Consider the following 21,609-nt stretch of genomic DNA (forward strand, 5'->3'; position numbering starts at 1 on the left):
CACCTGGTCAGCCCGGCTCCTGGTCGGTCAGGTACGTCTGCCGCATGTGGGTGGTTACGTTGATAACGGCCCGCTCAAAATTGTCGATGAGGGTTTTCAGCTCCGGCGAGGCCGGGTCTGTTACGGCCAGCTGCTCGATCTGCCGGATAGGCGCCCGCTGCGATTCGATGCCCAGATTATCGATCGATGGCTTGGTGCGGTGGGCCAGGTATTTGATCGTTTCAAAATCGCCCGACTCGTAGGCAGCTTTGATCTGAGCCGCAGCGGCCGGGGTTTCCGTGCAAAAGAGACTGATCATCTTCCGAACAAACTCGTCATTTCCCCGGCTGATTGCCTGTAGGCTCGATAAGTCATACTTATCTTCGTTCATGGTTTCCTGCTGGTTTTGAGGGAGGTTACTATCGGCTTTGAGCCAGTTCGCCAATTTACCTATCAGGTTTTTCTCGTCAAATGGTTTTGCCAGAAAGTCGTTCATTCCGGCCTGGTAACAGGCTTCTTTCTCTTTCCGGATCGCACTGGCCGTCAGCGCAATGATGGGGAGCGATGTGCTGATGTCGCGCCGAATGATCCGGGTGGCTTCGAGGCCATCCAGCACAGGCATCTGTACATCCATCAACACCAGATCGACCGACTCGGTGCGTAGTAGCTCAATGGCTTCCAGCCCATTGGTAGCTTCGATAATGACCATGTTGTAGGGGTCGAGAATAGTAGTCACTACCAGCCGGTTCATTTCATTATCTTCTACCAGCAGAATGCGCCGGGAACTCAGCGCGCCGGTCTGGCCGATCTCCTGGCTCTGGGCTGGTTTATCGGTTTCGGTACCGATCGGCAGGGTTAGCTGCACGGTTACGGTCGTGCCTTCGTTCTTGACGCTCCGGACGCGGATCGTACCGCCCATCAGATCGACCAGTTGCTTGGTAATACTCATCCCCAGCCCCGTTCCGCCATACCGTCGGCCAATGCTGCCGTCTTCCTGGGTAAACTTGGTAAACAGATTCCGCTGAAACTGGGGGTCCATACCAATGCCCGTATCGGCCACGGTGATCGAGATGGTCTGCATCTGGTGGTGCTGCTGGTATGTACAGTGCACGTCGACCCGCCCCCTATCGGTGAACTTAATCGCGTTGCCGATCAGGTTCAGCAGAATCTGGTTCAGCCGGTACGGGTCACCCAGCAGCACGGGAGCAATACCGCCATCGAGCTGCAGACTCAGCCCCAGGCCTTTTTTATCGGCATTGTGCGTCATCACGTGCACCGCGCTCCGCAGCAACTCCGCCATATCGAACCCGATTTTTTCCAGCGACAGCTGCCCGGCCTCGATTTTCGAGAAGTCGAGTATATCGTTGATGATCACCAGCAGATTACTGCCTGCCGTATTGATCATGCGGAGAAAAAACTGTTGCTGTTCGTTGAGGGGCGTTTTGGTCAGCTGTTGCCCCAGGCTCAGGATAGCGTTCATGGGCGTCCGGATCTCGTGGCTCATGTTGGCCAGGAAGAGTTCTTTGGCCCGCGCCGAATTTTCGGCCTCCTGTTTGGCGATGCGCAGTTCCGATTCGAGCTGTTTCTGTTTGGTGATGTCGAGGTGAATACCGGTTGAGCCGATTACCTGCCCGGTTTCCGAGTACAGCGGAGCGCCACTGATCAGCCACCACATAGCTTCTCCGCCTTTGCTGGTAACGGCTACCTCATACGCATCCATCTTTCCGCTCAGGCGACTTTCGCTCTTCTCCTTCATAAACGACACATTCTGCCCCCGCAGCAGTACGTCCGTCGCAATTTCGCCAATGAGTTCGTCGGCGCGGTAGCCGCTCATGGCGCAGAAACTCTGGTTGGTATAGACGATCCGGTCGTCGAGGTCGACCTCGATAAGGCCCAGGTTTATGTTTTCGATAATGCGCTGGTATTTTTCTTTCTGCCGAAGGGCCGCATCGTCGGCGCGTTTGCGTTTGGTAATGTCGGAGTATTTCCAGAGGTGACCGGTATAGACATTGTCCAGAAAAACCGGAACGTAGTCGCGCTCCAGCACGCGGCCGTCGGCCAGAAGCAATTCCTCCCCAATAACCAGCTTCTGATCCCTGAGCAGCTGATTAACCCGCTCGACAAACGGCTCGGGTTCCGCGAAATAATGCTTGCTCTGCTCGGCCATACCCGAACAGTCCAGCCCGATCAACTGATCCGGAGCGAGCGGCACGGAGAACATGTCGCAGAAGTGCTGATTGACGAGGACAATCGATCGGTTTTCATCTTCCAGCAAGATGCCATCCTGAAAGTTGGCGATCAGATTGGCCAGGCGGTTGAGGTTTCTGCGCAAATCCTCTTCAAGCCTTTTCTGCTCGGTCACGTCGGTGCTGATCCCCACCATCATCAACGGTTTGCCATCGGCCGAATAGCTGACAACCTGCCCCCGATCTACAATATGCCGGTACGACCCATCTTTAGCCAGCAGCCGGTAGGTCGTCTCGTGGCTTTGCCGCAGTCCCTCCTCATAAGGTCTGAGGCCGGGATCAGCCATAGCCGCCCGGTCCTGCGGATGAAGCAGGTCCATCCAGATCTGTACAGTATCCGGAAACTCGTCGAGGCTGTAGCCCAGCATTTGCCGATAGCGGGCCGAACGGGTGATCGTCTGGGTCTGCAGGTTGAGTTCCCAAACGCCATCGGCCATACCATCCAGCATAAACGTCCAGCGTTGTTCGTTCTGGACGATTGTATCGTGCTGCTGCTGAACAAGCGCTTCCAGCCGCTGTAGTTCGCGCCGAAGCCGCTCGTTTTCCAGCATCAGCTGAGCATCGGAAGACGACGCTACAGGCCGGTCAGGAATCCGTTCACTCTCCATGTCAGGTTCATTTTTGCCAGTCACGGTACTGGTTGGCTCAATCAATCAAGTATCATAATGAGATTAGAAAGGAATTCTTGAATTAGGCCACAAATTTTATTCACTTTTTAATGAAGCGCAATTTGACACCGCCTTAAAGTAAACTAATTATCTTTTTTTCTTAAAACTAAGTTTATTATTTTCATTTATTAATACATATATATAACCATATTTATCAAGTAGCTACCAAAACACAACAGGTGTAGCGATGGGCTGAAGTTAACCAACGGATTTTGGCTACGGGATTCAGAACGCCAGCCAGCCGGTTCTGCTGCATAGATCCGGTAAGGATTGCTGTGGCGTAGTCGGACCACAATGGCCTGGTCCTTGCGTATTTTGTATGGATGGTTGTTGCTGACGCGTAGGAGACGCAAGGGGTTGCGTCTCTACACATCCGGCCGATCGCTACCATGTAGAGACGCAACCGCGACGGCGGCCCGGCCATTGCGTCTCCTGTCCGAATGGTTTGTTACTGTCGACTACGCGTCCCGGACTACGCGTCGCGGACTGCGCGTCCCGGACTGCGCGTCGCGGTGCGGACACGGACCGTGATGAGGCCGCCGGGCAGTTGCGTTTTTACGGGGTGTTGAGGTAGGTCAGTTTCTGACTCCAGACCAGGGCGATCTGGGTGGCCCGCTGCCGGACCAGTTCGGCGGTTTCGCCGGTAAATTGCTCGGTCAGGGTTGCCGAAAATAACGTCAGCCAGCGCTCGAAATGCTCGACACGCAGGGGGTGTTTCTGGTTCACAATCAGGTGTGGCCGAAACGGGTGACCGTCATAGGCGCCGTTACCCAGAATGATCGACTCCCAGAACGCATACATTTTAGGCAGGTGGCTGGCCCAATCGACCTGGGCCACGTCGGTAAAAACGGGCCCGATCAGCGGGTCGGCCTGTACTTTTTCGTAGAACGAATCGACCAGCAGACGTACCGCTTCGGGCGAGTCGAGAGTTTGTTGAGTCATGACAGAGGGGTATACAGCGCGTTGACCTAGCCGGCAAATACGGTGTCGTAGTCGTCGGCTTTAAAGCCCAGAGCCACAACCTGACCGTCTGACTCGATGAGGGGCCGACGAATTACGGACGGTTTTTCGAGCATGAGCCGGATGGCGCCTTCGGCATCGGTTGGTTTCTCGCCGTCAGGCAGTTTTTTCCAGGTCGTACCGGCCCGGTTGACCAGCTCTTCCCAGTTTTTCTGCGTGAGCCAGTGCTCGATGGTGGCGCGATCGATGCCTTGTTTTTTATAATCGTGAAACTGATACGAGACAGCGTGTTCGGCCAGCCAGGTGCGGGCTTTCTTTACGGTATCGCAATTCGGAATGGCAAATAAGGTATACATACGAATGACTTACAACCTGCAAACATATCGATTTCGCGCCGTTCACGCCTTACCAATCTAGCCCAGCCGCCGAACAATCAGACCGTTTACCAGCTCAAATAGGGCAGCTGGCTTGAGCGTGCGCCAGTTGGCCAGGTCGAGGGTTCCGCCAAAATTGATGTAGTAGTCGAGGTGGTATTTTTTCCATTCGCGTTCGATGAACTCGGGCGAGTGAATGGCTGCGATCCAGCCGTCTTCTACGTCTTCAAACCACTCTGCGTAATAGCTATCGTCGGACCCGTGGAAGTTGAGGATATTCTCGGCCACCAGCACGAAATATTTGATCCCCTCCTGAACGAGCGGGTCTACCACCTGCCGCTTGAGGTACATGATGTCGTTATGAAGCGTATCGTTCCACTCGCCGAAGAGTTCGATGACGGCAAACTGCCGGTCGTAGTTGGCAAACAGAATTTTGCAATAGAGCGTTTCGGAACCGATCTCGTCCCAAAGCGGATGGATGTAGTAGCCGTAGATGTCATTCTCGTACTGCTGCATGTTGTACTCCCGCTCGTGAAACGGCGATCGTTCATCCTCCGACGCTACATAATATTTCTCCCAGCCGTAAAAGGGTTCAATGTCCTGCATAACCAGAAAGCAAAAGCGTTAAAGAGCAAACGAGTGCAGAAACGACGCGTAATTTGTCGATGATCTGATGCCGTCGGCACTCCCCTGCCCATCAAATTCGTAACCCCTTTTTGGCCGAATAAGTTAGCGGAAGCGCACTTTTTACGGCTTATAAACTCGCCATCGGAACCTCTTCCCTGCGCCAGTGCGCCAGCCGGTTCCCGGGCGGATAAAACAGACCGGGCCGTCGTATGGCATGGTTTATTTAGATTCGTCGGCAGCCGGTCGACCGGTTTGCGAAAACGGGTAGATTCCCGATGTCTTTACCCTATTCAGTGGATATGTCTACCTTGGCTCTTATGAAACCCGTCAGTACCACCATCCTCATCACCGGCGCATCGACCGGAATCGGTTACGGAGCTGCCCGGCAGTTTATCCGGCGCGGTTATACGGTCTTTGGCAGCGTTCGCAGCGATGCCGATGCCCATCGGCTGCAGACCGAGTTGGGCAACCAGTTCGTACCGCTGGTTTTCGACGTGACCGATGCAGCCGCCGTTGGGCAGGCCGCCCGGCAGCTCACCGACCGGCTCAGCGGCAGCGGCCTGGGTGGGCTGATCAACAACGCCGGCATTGCCATTGGCGGCCCCCTCCAGCACCAGCCTATCGATGTGATCCGGCATCATTTCGAGGTCAACGTGCTGGGTCTGATGCAGGTCACCCAGGCGTTCCTGCCTCTCCTCGGTGCCCGCACTGACCACCCCGTCCGGCCCGGCCGAATCCAGAACATAAGCTCGGTAAACGGGCAGGTGGCCATCCCGTTCATGGGCGCTTATGTTGGCTCAAAACATGCCGTTGAGGGCATGTCGCACAGTCTCCGGCGTGAAGTGGCGCGGTTTGGCATTGAGGTGGTCATCGTTGGCCCCGGAGCCGTGAAGACCCCAATCTGGGGTAAGGGAACGGACATCAGCCCGTATCAGCAAACCGCGTATTACGATTCCATGCAGCGATTCCTGAAGCAGGTCCGGGCGGCCGAAGCGCGCGGCTTCCCGGCCGATTACCTCGGCGAACGTATCGTTCAGATTCACGAAACCGCCCGGCCGCGTGTCCGATACGCCCTTGTCCCCGGCAAACTAACCGGCTGGGTTTTGCCCCGGCTCCTGCCCGCCCGAACTCTGGACTGGGTGCTGAACCGATTGATGAATTAACCACAAGTCTGGTATGCTCAAACCTGCTTTTCAAAAAAACGAGTCGCTGCTGGCCCACATTGACCGGGCTACCCAAACCCCGGACAAGCTTCATATCTGGTGGCTTGGCCAGAGTGGTTTCCTGCTGCAGCACCAGGGTCGGCATCTGCTCTTCGACCCCTACCTGTCTGATTCACTCACGACCAAATACGCCGATACCGACAAACCGCACACCCGTATTTCGGAACGGGTAATCGACCCGGCCCGGCTGACCATGATCGACGTTGTTACCTCCAGCCACAACCATACCGATCATCTCGACGCCGATACCCTGCTTCCCTTGCTGGCGGCCAATCCCGGTTTACAGCTGGTCATCCCCGAAGCCAACCGCTCGTTTGTGGCCAGCCGGCTGCAAGGAGCTTCGGTGCCCGACCGGGTAGCCTGGCCAATCGGTATGAACGACGGCCAGACCCGCCCCGTGGGGCCTTTCATCGTTCACGGCGTACCAGCCGCCCATAATGACCTGGAGCGCGACGAACAGGGCCAGTGCCGGTTTATGGGATTCGTTGTCGAACTGGGCCCGTATACCGTTTACCACTCCGGCGATACGCTCTGGTACGACGGACTGGTCGATATACTGAAGCCCTTCGATGTAGATGTTGCGTTTCTACCCATCAACGGCAACAAACCCGAACGGCGCGTGGCCGGTAACCTCAACCCCGACGAAGCCGCCCGACTGGGCAAGGCCATAGGTGCCCGACTCGTTATTCCGCATCATTACGACCTGTTCGCCTTCAACACCGCCGACCCGAACGACTTTGTCCAGGCCTGTCATCAAAACGACACCCCCCACCGCGTCATGCAACTGGGCGAAGGCATCACCGTCTGATTGCCCGCATGCGTAATCCGTAATAAACACAGGAACGCGTAATTGGGACACATACCCCACCGTGGTCCGTGTCCGCACCGGGACGCGTAGTTGGACCACTCATGCGACAGCAACAAACCATCCGGGCAACTGGTCCGTGGGGACACGGACCAAGGTGAGGGAGACGCAACCGCGACGGCGGCCCGGCGCGACAGCACCAAACCATCCGGCCAAATAACCTGTACGGCCGGTGGTTTTCGTACATTTGACAACAATCGCGACTAACCCTAACCCGACGCTCTCGTTATGCGCTTTTCGCTCCTGCTTCTCTGCCCGGCTCTGGCACTGGCTCAGGCCCCCAAACCGTCGTTTTCCATTCAGGTCGTCGATAACCAGATCAATATCGGCTATGGCCTCGCCATCGGCGATGTCGATGGCGACCGGCAGGCCGATATTCTGCTGGCCGACCAGAAGCAGTTTGTCTGGTATAAAAACCCCGGTCAGAAAACCGGCACCTGGACGCGGCATGTGATGGCCGACAATCTCACTCCCCAGGATAACGTGTGTATTGCCGCCCGCGACCTCGACGGCGACGGCCGTGTCGAAGTAGCCGTTGGCGCAGGCTGGAACCCCGCCGAAACCAGCGACAGCACCAAATCAGGCGCCGTATTCTACCTCATACGCCCGCAGGACCCGACCCAACGCTGGGAAGCGGTCCGGCTGCCCCACGAGGTAACGACCCACCGGATGCGCTGGGCCAAAACCGGCAGCACGTACCAGCTTATCGTTGTGCCGCTCCACGGGCTGGGCAACCAGCAGGGCGAAGGTCGGGGCGTTCGGGTGTGGGGGTATGAATTTCCGAAAAATCCGCGCGGCCCCTGGAAACAGCACCTCGTCGACTCTACCCTGCACATGACCCACAACTTCGAAATCTGGGAAGACGGCCCCATAACCGGGCTTATTCTGGCGGGGAAGGAAGGGGGCAAAATCATGGAATGGCAGAACGGACAATGGCGGTATCAGCCTGAAGAAGCCGCCCGCAACGCCCTGCCGCTCGTCACTCACAATACCGACGGCATCGGCGAGATTCGGCGGTTCGATAAAGGAGCCGGTATCGCTACCATCCAGCCCATGCACGGTAACCTCATCCAGGTCGAGACGGGTTACTACTCGACCAAACGCCCCCGCGCCGACCTGTCAGACAAAGAGATCAACATCCTTACCGATGACCTCAGCCAGGGCCATGCGCTGGTGTGTGGTGATTTTTTAGGAACGGGTCGCGACCAGATCGTAGCGGGCTGGCGCAACCCCAACCCCGAAGGCAAAGTAGGACTACGGCTCTTTATTCCGCAGGAAACCAACAATTTGGCAGGCTACGTGCTCGACGACAGCGTTCGGATGGCCTGCGAAGACGTGCAGGCCGCCGACCTCGACAACGACGGCGACCTCGACCTGATTGCCTCGGGCCGCGCCACGCTGAATGTACTCATCTACTGGAACCAGCAGAAAAAATAAGCCCCTTTACCCGACCAGACTCTTATACAGTTTCCAGTACTCACCCGCCACACTCGGCCACGTAAACTGAGCCGCCCGTTTCCGCAACCGCTCCTGTCGCAGGGTGTTCTGCCCGAAATCGTGCAGCCCGTCGTGCAGGGTACGCGCCATAGTCTCCGGCTCGAAATCCTCGAAGTAGTAGGCTTCCTTACCGCCCACGTCGGGCAGACTGGTCAGGCTGGAGATAAACACCGGTTTGCCGAATGTCATGGCTTCGGCCACCGGCAGACCAAACCCCTCCGACAGCGACGGGAACAGAAAGGCCTCGCAATGGTCGTAGAGCCAGAGCTTGGTTGCTTCGTCGATGGCACCGGGCATCAGCAAGCGGTCGGCTACGCCCAGCTTCTGCGCCTGCTCGCGGATATGCTGAGCGTACGGATGCCCGTCTGGCCCGGCCAGCACCAGCCGGTAGTCCGGAAACGCTTCGAGCAAGGGCAAGAGGGTATGTACATTTTTCTTGGGATGCACAACCCCTACAAAAAAGAAGAATGGCGAGTCGGTAAACGATCGAATCGGCGAGTCGGCGGGCAGGTCGGCCGGGGTTCTGGACGGGTCCACGGCCACCCCTGTGTGCACCACCGGAAAGGGCAGCGCGTCGGGTACGCGGAGGTGCTCACGAACCACCTGCCCGGTATACTTCGACCCCGCCGTCAGCAGCGCAGCCCGATCGATCTTGCGCTGGAGAGCAGCCAGGCGCCGGGCTTTTTTGGCGGCCGAGTAGTCGCTGCGCTCCAGAAAGTTCAGGTCGTAGATGGTCAGCATCAGCTTACCCTGGCCCGCGTGGGGCAGGTACGCTGAATCCTGGTGCAGGCAATGCCATACGTCGAACTGCCCCGATATCCAGACTTTCCGCATCCACCAGGCCTCTACGTACGACACCGAATCGCCGAATATACCTGATTGTCCTTTGGGCACTAAAAACGTGAGCTGCCAGTCGGCCGGGCGTTGGCGAACCAGCTCGTGACCCAGGTGCAGACAAACCTGGCCTAACCCGCTGTTCAGGTCGCGCAGGCGTTCAGCATCGATAAACAATGAAGGCATAGCGATTAGTCTAATTTCAGCAAAATTGGCAAATCTTGAACGATCTACACTGTCTGCCGCCGAATCTGCCCTGTGTCGGTCTGTCGAACGGGGTACGATCTGCCAGCTATGTAAAATCATGTTGAGCATTCGGACCTACAAATACCGGTTCAGCCGTACTTTTGCAGCATGATTTTACAGAATGATTTGCTACTCCGCACCGCGCGGGGCGAGCTGACCGAGCGAGTACCGGTCTGGATGATGCGGCAGGCAGGCCGCGTGCTGGCCCAGTACCGGGCCGTTCGGGAGCGGGCGGGCAGTTTTATCACCCTGGCCAAAACACCCGAGCTAGCCGCCGAGGTGACCATCCAGCCCGTCGATGCGTTCGAGGTCGACGCGGCCATCATCTTCTCCGATATTCTGGTTGTTCCCGAAGCAATGGGATTGCCCTACGAAATGATCGAAGCGCGCGGGCCCGTTTTTCCGCAAACGGTTCGATCGTCGGCCGACCTCAGCCGCCTGCACGTGGCCGATGCTGAAACCGATCTGGGGTACGTACTGGATGCCATCCGGCTCACTAAACGTGAGTTGAACGGCCGCGTACCACTCATCGGGTTTGCGGGGGCACCCTTTACCATCTTCTGCTACATGACCGAAGGGAAAGGGTCTAAAACCTTTTCTGTCGCCAAGAAGCTGCTGTATACCGACCCACACTTTGCGCATACGCTGCTGCGGCAAATCACCGACAGTACCATTGCCTACCTGAAAGCCCAGATCGGGGCTGGTGCTGACCTGATCCAGCTGTTCGATTCGTGGGCCGGGATTCTGTCGCCGGAGCAGTACCGCACCTTCTCGCTGCCGTATATCAAACAGATCTGCGACGCCATCACGGAGGTACCGGTTACGGTTTTTGCCAAGGGCGCTTTCTTTGCCCGGCACGAAATCGGCCAGCTCGACTGTCAGGTCGTCGGTCTCGACTGGAACATGGACCCCGCCGAATCGCGGACGCTGGTACCCAACAAAGTGTTGCAGGGTAACCTCGACCCCTGCGTCCTCTACGCCGATTTTGCGCAAATTCGGACGGAGGTGAAGCAGATGCTCGACGCGTTCGGTCATCAGCATTACATAGCTAACCTCGGGCATGGTATCTACCCCGACACTGACCCCGATAAGGCCCGCTGCTTCGTCGACGCCGTCAGGGAGCTGTCGGCCCAGCGCTGATCCTGTTCCCAGCTACTAGTATCACGCCAGCGGTCTGTTAACCAGTCGCTGGCGGTTTTTTTGGGGCTAATCCCGGGCGCTCATCTCGTGGCTCAGGCCCCTGCGACAGCCTGTTTAACATGTACTTCGATAGCTGATCATTTCCCTATCTGGCATTCGTTTTAGGATGACCTGTCATAAAATATATTTTTTCTAAAAAATTTCATGCAATCGGTTTCAATAACCATTTTGTTCTGTATGTTTGCTAGAGATCAATTTATTGCAATAATCGATTAGTTTATATAATCATATTACTCACATAGGCATAGCTGGCGCAATTAACTGGGTCTGTCTGTGTGTTATTCGTTAGCAATCGATTGCAGTAAAATTGTTTACCCATGGCCTCCTGACGGAGATGATGGCCATACAGTGATCAACCAGCCTTACCCCTTTACGTACTGATTATCTATTCCTTAACTCAATTGTCGTATGAACCGAAAACCCATTTCCCTCTTCGCTTCGGTCAGTGCTGCGCTGGCTATGTCGCTGGCCATCAGCTGTAGTGATCACATTCCTGCCCGGGACTACTCCATTCCCCCCATGCCTGCCTATGCGTCGCTGACCAGTAACCCCAAACTTCCGGATCCGTTTTTGTTCATGAACGGCATGCGGATGACCAGCAAGGACGAATGGAAATACCGGCGCGCTGAACTAGCCGCTCTGGCGCAGGAATTTGAGTACGGCTACAAGCCTAATACGCCCTCCTCGGCCGTAACGGGGAGTTTTGCGGATAACCGCGTCACGGTCAGCGTTACCGATAATGGAAAAACGATCTCCTTCGTCTGTTCCATAACGTATCCAACCACGGGCAGTAAGCCTTATCCGGCCATCGTGGGTATTGGCGGGTCGAACCTCAACAATACGGCCCTGCTGAACATGGGCGTGGCTATTATTACCTTTCCCAACAACCAGGTGGCTCAGCAAACCAATGGCAGTTCGCGCGGCAAAGGGTTGTTCTTCGACATGTATGGCAGTGATCACTCGGCCTCGGCTACCATGGCCTGGGCGTGGGGCGTCAGTCGGTTGATCGATGCGCTGGAGAAAACCCCGGCCGCCAACATTGACCCGGCCCGCCTGGGTGTTACGGGCTGTTCGCGGAATGGCAAAGGTGCGTTAACCGTGGGTGCGTTCGATGAGCGCATTAAACTCACCATTCCCCAGGAACCCGGAGCCGGGGGCGCTGCCAGCTGGCGTATTTCCGATGCGCAGCTGGCGGGCGGCAAAACGGTGCAGACACTTTCGCAGATCGTCAACGAAAACGTGTGGTTCAGACAGAGCTTCTCGCAATTCAGCAAAACGTCCGACAAGCTTCCGTTCGATCAGCACAGCGTACTGGCGCTCTGCGCTCCGCGCGCCCTGCTCGTCATCGAAAACACGTCGATCGATTGGCTGAGTCCCGTCAGCTCCTGGAATACGGCGCATGCCGCACACAAGGTGTGGCAGGCACTCGGTATTCCGGATTGGATGGGTTTTTCGCAGATCGGCGGGCATAACCACTGCGCTTTACCCGACTCGCAGTTGCCGGAGTTGCGGGCCTATGTCGAGAAGTTTCTGATCGGCACCGGTACGGGCAATACCAGCATCATGCGGACTGATGGTGGCTTTACCGTCGACGAAAGCACCTGGATCGACTGGACCGTACCGTCGTTAAACTAACTTACTGCATGACTCGCCATTGATTTGCCATTCCGGCCGAGCAGCCGGAGAAAAGCCCGAATATGACGATTCAAGATTAATAAAGGGATGTCAGCACAGTCTGGCATCCCTTTATTGTATCCCAAATGATTTGGGGTAGACGAGGCCCCTTCGCAACCATGTATTCACCCCGCACGGGTCCATAGCAACAGGCGAACCCCCGACCGGGGCTGGATTGACTACCTAACCATTCGTCACTATAAACGTATCGCCCCTGCCTGACTGGGGTTACTGCTTCACGACTCGTCGTCGGAAGGTGACGTCTCCGACTTGCACCTCGATAAAGTAGACGCCCCCCGGCGAGCTGCGCAGGTCGAGCGACTGCTGGAAGAGATCGCCTGTTTTCTGATGCTTCTGTCGAAGCAGTTGCCCTCCGTTGAGGCCCCGTACCGATAAATTCAGCGCCCCCCGCTGCGGCCCGCTCAGCGACACCATCATCAGCCCATCGCTGGGATTGGGCGTCACCATCAGCGCCTGATCTACCGTCGATGGCGTGGCCGTTACGACCCCAGCCCTGACATTTACGGTAACTACCGCCGAGGTGCTGCACAAATCCTGCCCGGTGGCCGATACCGTGTACGAGGTAGTTTGGCTGGGCGAAGCAATCACCTGCGGCCCCAGCGTCGTGTTCAGGCCCGTACCTGTCCAGCTGAAAACGCTGGCCCCGCGGGCGTTGAGGGTAACGGTTTCGCCGGGGTTGATGAACAGGGCCGACGAAGCTACCTGCACCGACGATTTCATGCCGATACGAGCCGTTACGTTATGCGCGACGTTCAGTCCGAGGCTATCGGCGTAGCGCAGCCAGTCGCCGTTGCGGTTCTGCCGCCAGGAAGTGGCGAAGGTCGACTGGCCGTTCTGCGTCGTTACCAGCGCTACGGTGTCGCCCGCTACGTAGGGCAGGGTGATGCCGATGTGGAAGGGCAACCCGCTGAGCGGCACATTTCGCTCGAAGGTTACGGTAGTGGGGCGGTTGTTGGCAACGTCGTTCAGGATGTCGCGCAGCGGCACGTCTTTCTGCTCCAGAATAGCGCCAGGCCCGTTCTGGAAGCCCCGACCGTTCCAGACCGTTACCGTAACGACCGATTCCGTGGCGGCTCCGCGGGCGGCTTTGGCAACCCCGAACCGCAGGGCGGCTCCGGCCAGATTGCTATAGCCCAGCTCGTTCTGAAAAAACTCCGACACCGCCTGCGTTCGCCGACTGTTCTGCCCCGCTACGTAGCCGGTGCCGCCGGTTTCGCGCAGCACCGTGGGCGTACCGTTAAAGTTGGTCAGCTCGGCGCACAGGCCCGAACTCAGGACTTCGATGTATTGCTCGCGGACAAGCGGTTCCGACGCTCCTACCGCATTCGTAACCCGCAGCGTAACCCGGAACCGACCGGGCTGGCTGTAGGTCACCACGGGGTTCTGGTCAGTAGAGGTGGCTGGCGTGCCGCCCTCGAACGTCCACTCCCAGCGCGTCGGGAATCCTCCTGACAGATCGTTGAAGCGCACCTGCCCCCCCAGCAGCACCCGCTGGGCTTCGGCCCGGAAGTTGGGAATAGGCCGCGAGACAACCTGCGTGCCGCAGACGTTGGCCGTAATCAGGCTCACCCGACGCGGACTCACATCCATAACGGCTCGCATCCGGGCTTTCTGATCCAGAGTGAAAATGTTGAAGCAGCCATCGTCGGAGTAGTCCATGTAGTTCTGCACCATGTTGGTATTGCCGCAGCTGATCCGCCCAACCTGGCAACCCCGGCTTTCGGAAGCCTGCGGGGGTGTGTCGCCACAGAAGTCGTCGCCACAGTTGGCGTCGCCCCAGATGTGGCGCAGGCCCAGCCAGTGGCCGGTTTCGTGGGTGAGCGTCCGGCCCAGGTTGTAGGGTGCCTGCATAATCGGGAAGTTCCCTTTCTCAGAATTACCAAACGAACGGTAGGCAATAACGACCCCATCGGTACTGGCCGGCCCCTGCGACGGAATACCGGGCAGGCTCGACTGGCTCGGAAACTGCGCATAGCCCAGCAGCCGGTCGGCATTATCGAAATCGAGTACCCAGATGTTGTAATACTTGTTCGGGTCCCAGAAGGTACTGGGTTTCAGTACGCCCTCGATAGCATCGCGGTTCCAGGTGGCGCGGTTGCCGTTATAGCGGTCGATCCCGCGCTCGGCCATGGTACGGCCTTGCGGATCGACAGCGGCCAGACAGAACTCGATCTCGATGTCGGCCCCGACGGGGTTGTTGTTGAAACCCCGCGTATTGGGTTTCCGGCGAAAATCTTCGTTCAGGGTTTCGAGCTGAGCCTGCACCTGGGCGGCACTGATGTTGCGGCCGGTACCGACGGCTTCGCCATTATGGACAATATGAACGACTACCGGAATGGTAACGACCGGCGCTGCCACGCGCCCGGAAGCCATGTTGGCTTTCATGGTAACGATTTTCTTCTGCAACTCACGCTCGAAATCGTTCAGGCTCCCCAGCTCGGGGTATTTTTTCCGAAGCAGGCTATCCATCTGCATGGTGGCGCACTGCTCCGGGCTGGGCGGTAAGGTCTGGGCCATAGCGGCTCCCCATACCCCGGATAAAAGCAGTATAAACAGTAGTATTCGGATCATAGTCGTGCGGTTGAGTAGCCTTAGCGCGTGGTAACGGCGTTGAACGTAAATCGATAGCTGGCGTTGATATCCTGAATGTTTTGCAGGTAGATTTCAATGGTCAGCACATTGCCCGTCAGGTTTTTGATGGTATACGGCAGGCGCTGACCCGACAGAATAGGAAAGGCGAACTCCAGGGTGGCGCTGGCGTTGACGAGTGTCCACTGGTCGTCCAGAAAAATATCCGGGTCGTTGGCTCCGCATTTGCTGGCTCCTTCGCTAACCGCATACCGACGTCCTTCGTTGGCATAGAAGGTGTACAGATCGTCCGTCACGCAGGGGTCGAACTGGCCCTGCACCGGAATCACCTGCGATGAGTTACCGTCATCTAAAATCTGATAAGACACCAGCCGCCACGACTTCTGGGTCGTTCCGGTCAGCAGTTGCGTATACGTAAGCGGTTTGGGTTCGAGGGTTTCGGCGCAGCCTCCAAAAAGCCACATAGCCCCAACCGGTATAAGCAGAAAACGGAGTAGAGTTCGCATCACTGTGGTGTATAAGTCTGCGTGTAGGAAAGCGTTGTGTCGCGGTTGTTGGTGAGCCGCAGCTTGAACTGAAGATTCAGCGTGATCCGGCGGTCGCGCGGATTCCAGGCTCCGTTGCCGCGCAGGGTGTCGGTTGAGCCTAGTTCGGCGTTTGTCTGTGCTGGTACCGTAATGGTATTGTCGCCGTTATCGACAAACCGGAGCGTCGGTTTGATGGCGTCGAAATTAAAGAACGGAATACCGATGTTCCAGTTGCTCAGGATGTACTGTTTGCAGTCGGTACTGGAAATGTCGATGTTCTGATACGTGAAATTCTGATTGCCAACGCGACTCGTTCCGGTGTAGGTGCCGCCGAACAGGCAGTCGTCGTTGATGGTAAACCGCATCGACCGGCCCAGCGCTCCGCTCGGAGCCAGCCCTACCCGCAGCGACGCCGGACTAACCCCCGTCAGCGTAAACGTCAGCGACTGCGACTCCAGAATGTTATTGGCATTGTTGATCAGCCTGATGTTGATCTGCCCGAAGCTCTTATTGGCCGGGATAACCACGATGCCCTTTTCGCCCTGGATGGCGTAGTCGCGGCCTTCGCGGGCGGTGCCGCTAACAGTGTAGTTGATCCGGATGGCTTCTGTCAGTACCGGCCCTACATTATGCACCCGAATTGGAACAATCTGGTTATAGCTTTCCCGGAAGGTTAGCGTTGTGTCGGTAAAGCGCACAAAATACGGCCCTGCAAACGTTCGGTCGAGATCCTGCTCCTCGCAGCCGATAGCCGCCCAGCCCAGAACTACCGCCATCAGTAGCCCTCCCCAGCCGAAGCGAATGTGTTTATTAGTGGTAAAAAGCTTCATAATTCGAGTGTCTGTGTCTGCTATTTCCTGGCCTTTGGCCTTTTTCTCTTTGCTGTAATCTGCGCCAGCGCCAACCGGTTAATAGCCGGGGTTCTGCTTACCGGCCAGCGCGGGGTTTTGCTGTATCTCCGACTGCGGAATGGGCCATAGCTCAAACCGGCTGGTCCAGTTGGGCGAGAATGCCGACATGACGGCCTGCGCCCGCCCGGTCCGAACCAGATCATACCACCGGTGCCCTTCAAAAGCCAGTTCATAGACCCGCTCGCGTTCTACGGCCAGCACCACATCGGCCTGGGCGGTCAAAGCAATGGCAGGCGCGTTGGCGCGGGTTCGCAGTACGTTCAGATCAGCTACGGCACCGGCAGCCCCCGTAATTTTACCCTGCTGCGCGCGCGCTTCGGCCCGGATCAGGTACATCTCGGCCAGCCGCATCAGTACAATGTTGTTGTTATCTTCCGAAGCGGTACCGTATTTCCGAACGCTCCAGCCGTTATCGCTGCCGCGCAGGTTCTGTACGTTGAAGCCAATGGTTTCCCGACGGGTACCGGCTTCGGTGGAGACCAGGGTCGTGATGAGCTGGTTCGAGGGAATCACTTCCCGACGACCCACCAGCAGGTTATTCAGACTGGTTGCGGTTGTTCCCGGATCGTCGGACAGCGAGTAGCCCACTTCCAGAATCGACTCACGGGTAAAGTCCTTGAGCACCACATCGGAATAATTGGTTTCGAGTGCGTAGATCCCGGAGGCAATGACCTGACCGGCCAGCGTTTCGGCCTGGGCCCAGTTACGCTGGTACAGATAAAACCGGGCCAGAGCCGCCTGGCAGGTGGCTTTGTTCAGGTAAGTTGCATTGGTCGTGACATTAGTCGACCCGGCGGCAACGGCAGGCAGGTCAGCCAGCGCAGCCTGATAGTCGGCCAGGACCGAGGCCAGGATCGTGGCCCGGGCGGTGCGGCCAATATTCCGGTTCGCGGCCTGGTTGGTAGAGGTTACCTGCGGAATATCCCCGTAGGTATAGGTACCGATGAAGTTGGCCCAGGCACGCATGAAATGGGCTTCGGCCAGCACCTGCTTCCGCGTCGACTCGGGCACTCCCGCTACGCCAGGCAGCGTTTCCAGGATGAAATTGGCTACGTAGATGGTCCGGTAGAGAGCGCCCCACAAGGTATTGACAACGCTATTGGCCGCCGTAATCTGTTTGTTACCAAACTCGCGGTTGTCGGTAAAGGTACCGTTGAACTGGATGTAATCAGCCGTAAAGTCACCAGCAATGATGGTTGAAGCCGCTGTGCCGCGCAGGGCATTGTACATACCCAGCCGGACCGGCTGTACGTCGTTAGGTTCATTCAGGACCAGTTCATCGACCAGCAGATCGACCGGATCGGGCTCCAGCACGGTCTGGCAGGAAGCCAGGCTTACCAGCAGCAGTACCGTTATGTACCGAACAGAACGCATAAGAAGTGCAGAATGAATCATAGTGTCGAGTCGATGCGGTTAAAAGACGATGGATAAACCGCCCAGTATGGTTTTTACCTGTGGAAGCGTAAAGAAGTCGATCCCCTGCGAGACCGTCGACCCATCGAGTGTGCTCACTTCCGGATCGGGACCGCTATACCGTGTCAGGGTATAGAGGTTAGTAGCCGACGCGTAGAATCTGACGCTGGTCATGCCGTAGCGGGTAACCCACTGGCGGGGCAGGTTGTAGCCTACGGTCAGGTTTTTAATCCGCACAAACGAACCGTCTTCCAGGAAACGGCTGCTGTGGTAGTTGTTATAGCTGTTGCCCAACTCATAGCGTGGTACACTGGTTATATCGCCTTCCTTGCGCCAGCGCTGCAGGGCCTTGCGCGTCTGGTTGTTCTCGATGTCGGCACCCGCGTTCAGCAGGGTCGTATTGGAGAAGTTCAGAATGCTGTTTCCATACGATCCCTGCAGGAGCACGCTCAGTTCAATCCCTTTCCAGCTCACCCGGTTGGTGAAGCCGCCGGTCAGCTTGGGTTGTGCGTTACCGATCACCTGCCCATCTTCGGGGCTGATACGACCGTCACCATTTTTATCGTCGTAGATCGCATTCCCCGTGGCGGGGTCAACGCCCAGGAACTTCAGCCCCCAGAAGGTTCCCAGCGGCTGACCCGGCAGAATGACGTTGGTACGGCTAACGCCGTCGGCTGTGTAGCCTCTGAAGATAGGTTCGTTACTGACCAGTTCAACCACTTTATTTTGGTTGTGCGACAGGTTCAGGTCGGTGCTCCAGCGGATACCGCCCCGGTCGATGTTGACCGTCGATATCGTCAGCTCGACACCCCGGTTGCCTACTTTCCCGATGTTGCCCTGTACGGAACCAAAGCCGGTCGTGAGCGGAATGGGTTGTGCAAAGAGCAGGTTATCCGTCAGGTTATCATAGGCATCGACCGTTACGCTGAGCCGACCGTTCAGGAACGAGGCATCGAACCCGATATTGGCTTCGCGGGTGCGCTCCCACTGCAGGAGCGGATTAACCAGCGCCGACGGGCCAACCCCGGTAGAGCCGCTGTAGGTGACCGAAGCCCAGGTGCCCAGAAACTGAAAATCGCCGATGCGTTCGTTGCCGGTGAAGCCGTAGCTGGCCCGCAGTTTCAGATCGTTCAGGAAACGGAACCGCTGCATGAACGGCTCGCTGGATAAACGCCAGGCTACCGAGGCCGACGGAAACACCCCAAACTGCCGATCCTTACCGAAGCGTGACGAGCCATCATAACGGGCCGTAATCGTAGCCAGATACTTCTCATCGTAGTCGTACCGGACCTCGCCAAAGGTCGAGATCAGCCCGCTGTTGAGCAGGTACGAGTCGCCCTGGTCAACAACGCCGGCCGAGCGGATATAAGTAAAATCGTCGCTCGGGAACAGCCGCCCCTGCACGTTATTGCTGCGCTGCTGCCGACTCAGCACCTCAAACCCGGCCAGGGTACTGAACCGGTGTTTTCCGGGCAGCTGGAAGTTATAGGCCAGCGTATTGGTACTGATCAGGGTAGCAAGGGTCGTATTGCTGAAGTCGCCATAGCCCTGACCGCCAACGCTTTCCAGAAATCCGCCGATAGCAGTCGATGAGGGCTCGAAGTTGTCTTCGGTGATGTTGTTATAATCTACGCTGGCCTTAGTGCGGAAGCGCAGGTTCGGAATAATTTCATACTCGCCGTAAACTCCCCCCAGAAACTTGGCGGTGTAGCTGACAAACCGGGGCAAAACGGCCTGGCCAACCGGGTTGAAGTTAGGAAACCCGGCGTAGTTGGGATCGTTGGGCCCGTACAGGCGCCCCTGCTCGTTGTAGGGCGCGTAATACGGCAGGCTCTTGATGGCTCCCGAGTACACGCCATCCAGAAAGTTGTCGCCTTTTACCCGTTTGTTCTTCGCGTACGAAGCGGTGATGTTGGCTCCGAACGAGAGCTTGGAAGTCGCTTTCTGATCAAACTTGAACTGGGCCGTATAGCGGGTAAAGCCATTGTTTAGCTGAACGCCCTGCTCGTCGCGGTAGCTACCGCTGAGGTAAAACTGGGTTTTGTCGTTACCGCCCTGGGCCGATAGCTGGTACTGCTGATAAACGCCCCGGCGCAACACCTCATCTACCCAGTCGGTATTGACACCGTCCGTCACGCCTTTGATGAGCCCCCGCTGGTCGGGGTCCTGGCCGGCATTGGTAACCGCTTCGCGCTGGAGTTCGAGCAGTTCGGTAGCGTTCAGCATATCGGGTCGGCGGATGATCTCCGTCAGGCCCCGCTGGACATCGGCCGTAAAGGTTGTTTTCTGGCCCGACCGCCCCCGTTTGGTGGTGACCAGTACCACCCCATTAGCCGCCCGCGAGCCGTAAATGGCCTTGGCCGACGCGTCTTTCAGCACCTCGATGCTTTCAATATCGTTCGGGTTAAAGAGCGCAAAGGCGTTATCCTGCTGCCCGCCGAAGTCGCGGCCGGTGAGGTTACCATCTTCTACCGGCACGCCGTCGACAATAAACAGCGGCCGGTTACTGGCCGAAATGGACGTATTGCCCCGCACCCGCACGGTTAATCCACCTCCGGGCGTACCCGACGATTGGGTCACCTGCACACCAGCCGCCTGCCCCTGCAGGGCCTGGTCGAAGCTGGCAACCGGAATGTTTTTGAATTTATCAGGCGAGACGGAGGTAACCGAGCCGGTAATGTCCTTTCGCTGGGTAGTATTATAGCCCGTCACAACCACCTGAGCCAGTTCGTTGACGGTCTCTTTCATGACCACGTTCACCACGGTCCGGTTGCCAGCATTGATCTCCTGCGACACCAGACCGATAGACGTGAAGAGCAGGACCGTATTGGCGCCCGGTACGGTCAGGCTGTAATTACCGCTGGCATCGGTACTGATTCCGGTCGTTGTTCCTTTAACCACTACGTTTACCCCCGGTACGGGCTGCCCGTCCTGCTCGGAGGTAACCCGCCCCGAAATCCGTAGCCCCTGCGCCAGTAACTGAACCGGTGCCAGCAGTAGTAAAATCCCCCAAAATAATCGGTAATTGTTCCTCATAGAACAGGTTAGGGTTGAGTAATCCAGTACGCCATCCGTTTTTGCCATCTCGTGCGGAGGCAAACGGGCGCGTAATATGGACAATTTAGCGTAATACCAACGAACAAAAGTATCTTTACTGTATAAAAATTTGGCCGTTAGCCCGGCGGAACCAACAAAATAATGTGCTCTTTACAAACGCCACATTATACACATGCTACTCAGGCGATTTGTCTTCTTTCCGATCCTATTGGTGTGGGTGCTGGGGCTTACTGCACCGGCACGATGCATTGCAGCCGCCGGGCCCATCACGGTATATGTATTTTTGAATACTGAATGCCCCATTAGTCAGCAATACGCACGCCGGCTCACAACGTTGCACCGGCAGTACGACCGGGCTGCCGTCCGGTTCGTAGCCCTGTTTCCGCTACGCACCGACTCGCCCGGCCTGATCCGGCATTTCTGTGCTACGTACCACCTTTCTCTGGAAGCCAGGCCCGACCCGGGTGCCCGACTGGCCCACCAGTTTCGCACTGCCGTAACTCCCGAAGTAGTCGTGGTCGACCCTGGCGGGCGCATTCGGTATCAGGGGGCTATTGATGACTGGTACGTAGCACTCGGGAAACACCGGCCTGATGCTACGCAGCCATACCTGCGTGATGCCCTAGACGCTGTACTGGCCGGTAAGGCGGTAGCTCTGCCCAGAACGGAAGCGGTAGGCTGCCTGATCGAATAGTACC

General features: G+C 57.1%; 16 protein-coding genes. 6 read left to right on the forward strand and 10 right to left on the reverse strand.

The features are described 5' to 3' along the window. Positions 1-7: 7 nt before the first annotated feature. From EQG79_RS16515 to EQG79_RS16530, 4 genes are all read right to left on the reverse strand, one after another. The gene (locus tag EQG79_RS16515) at positions 8-2,833 is read right to left on the reverse strand and encodes a PAS domain S-box protein (RefSeq protein WP_129602973.1); all 2,826 of its coding nucleotides are present in this window, start codon (positions 2,831-2,833) and stop codon (positions 8-10) included. A gap of 615 nt (positions 2,834-3,448) precedes the next feature. Beyond that, on the reverse strand, positions 3,449-3,835 hold the full coding sequence (locus EQG79_RS16520) for a group III truncated hemoglobin (protein WP_077924345.1): 387 nt from the start codon (positions 3,833-3,835) through the stop codon (positions 3,449-3,451). A gap of 26 nt (positions 3,836-3,861) precedes the next feature. Beyond that, on the reverse strand, positions 3,862-4,209 hold the full coding sequence (locus EQG79_RS16525) for an ArsC family reductase (protein ID WP_129602663.1): 348 nt from the start codon (positions 4,207-4,209) through the stop codon (positions 3,862-3,864). 57 nt (positions 4,210-4,266) lie between these two features. Beyond that, positions 4,267-4,833, reverse strand: coding sequence for a hypothetical protein (locus EQG79_RS16530; protein WP_129602665.1), 567 nt, complete (start codon positions 4,831-4,833; stop codon positions 4,267-4,269). A gap of 338 nt (positions 4,834-5,171) precedes the next feature. On the opposite strand from EQG79_RS16530, the gene EQG79_RS16535 reads away from it, so the two are divergent. The 3 genes from EQG79_RS16535 (at position 5,172) to EQG79_RS16545 (ending at position 8,379) form a co-directional block, all read left to right on the forward strand. Beyond that, a complete protein-coding gene (locus EQG79_RS16535; RefSeq protein ID WP_129602667.1) occupies positions 5,172-6,017 on the forward strand; it encodes an SDR family NAD(P)-dependent oxidoreductase in 846 nt (281 codons plus the stop codon). A 13-nt stretch (positions 6,018-6,030) separates the two neighbouring features. Beyond that, positions 6,031-6,885, forward strand: a complete 855-nt coding sequence (locus EQG79_RS16540; RefSeq protein ID WP_129602669.1) for an MBL fold metallo-hydrolase — start codon at positions 6,031-6,033, stop codon at positions 6,883-6,885. Between the two features lie 285 nt (positions 6,886-7,170). Further along, complete coding sequence (locus tag EQG79_RS16545) at positions 7,171-8,379, forward strand: FG-GAP repeat domain-containing protein (RefSeq protein ID WP_129602671.1); 1,209 nt, start codon at positions 7,171-7,173, stop codon at positions 8,377-8,379. Positions 8,380-8,385: 6 nt separating this feature from the next. Here the strand turns inward: EQG79_RS16545 and EQG79_RS16550 are convergent, their stop codons facing one another. Beyond that, the gene (locus EQG79_RS16550; RefSeq protein ID WP_129602673.1) at positions 8,386-9,459 is read right to left on the reverse strand and encodes a glycosyltransferase family 4 protein; all 1,074 of its coding nucleotides are present in this window, start codon (positions 9,457-9,459) and stop codon (positions 8,386-8,388) included. Between the two features lie 168 nt (positions 9,460-9,627). On the opposite strand from EQG79_RS16550, the gene hemE reads away from it, so the two are divergent. After that, on the forward strand, positions 9,628-10,659 hold the full coding sequence (gene hemE, locus EQG79_RS16555; protein ID WP_077924338.1) for a uroporphyrinogen decarboxylase: 1,032 nt from the start codon (positions 9,628-9,630) through the stop codon (positions 10,657-10,659). Positions 10,660-11,127: 468 nt separating this feature from the next. Continuing rightward, positions 11,128-12,354, forward strand: a complete 1,227-nt coding sequence (locus tag EQG79_RS16560; protein ID WP_129602675.1) for a glucuronyl esterase domain-containing protein — start codon at positions 11,128-11,130, stop codon at positions 12,352-12,354. Between the two features lie 267 nt (positions 12,355-12,621). Here the strand turns inward: EQG79_RS16560 and EQG79_RS16565 are convergent, their stop codons facing one another. From EQG79_RS16565 to EQG79_RS16585, 5 genes are all read right to left on the reverse strand, one after another. Beyond that, positions 12,622-14,985: a M43 family zinc metalloprotease gene (locus EQG79_RS16565; RefSeq protein WP_129602677.1), complete on the reverse strand. Its 2,364-nt coding sequence runs from the start codon at positions 14,983-14,985 to the stop codon at positions 12,622-12,624. A 20-nt stretch (positions 14,986-15,005) separates the two neighbouring features. Further along, complete coding sequence (locus EQG79_RS16570; RefSeq protein ID WP_077924335.1) at positions 15,006-15,509, reverse strand: hypothetical protein; 504 nt, start codon at positions 15,507-15,509, stop codon at positions 15,006-15,008. Further along, positions 15,509-16,360: a hypothetical protein gene (locus tag EQG79_RS16575; protein WP_077924334.1), complete on the reverse strand. Its 852-nt coding sequence runs from the start codon at positions 16,358-16,360 to the stop codon at positions 15,509-15,511. The genes EQG79_RS16570 and EQG79_RS16575 overlap by 1 nt, the downstream gene beginning before the upstream one ends. A gap of 78 nt (positions 16,361-16,438) precedes the next feature. Then, complete coding sequence (locus EQG79_RS16580) at positions 16,439-17,836, reverse strand: RagB/SusD family nutrient uptake outer membrane protein (protein WP_236648949.1); 1,398 nt, start codon at positions 17,834-17,836, stop codon at positions 16,439-16,441. A gap of 18 nt (positions 17,837-17,854) precedes the next feature. Then, positions 17,855-20,890, reverse strand: a complete 3,036-nt coding sequence (locus EQG79_RS16585; protein WP_077924352.1) for a SusC/RagA family TonB-linked outer membrane protein — start codon at positions 20,888-20,890, stop codon at positions 17,855-17,857. Positions 20,891-21,083: 193 nt separating this feature from the next. Between EQG79_RS16585 and EQG79_RS16590 the strand changes: the two genes are divergently transcribed. Beyond that, positions 21,084-21,605 (forward strand): thioredoxin domain-containing protein, encoded by a 522-nt coding sequence (locus tag EQG79_RS16590; RefSeq protein WP_129602679.1) that lies wholly within the window; start codon positions 21,084-21,086, stop codon positions 21,603-21,605. Positions 21,606-21,609 lie beyond the last annotated feature (4 nt).

Origin of the sequence: Spirosoma sordidisoli (assembly GCF_004138325.1) — a bacterium.
Classification (GTDB): Bacteria; Bacteroidota; Bacteroidia; order Cytophagales; family Spirosomataceae; genus Spirosoma; species Spirosoma sordidisoli.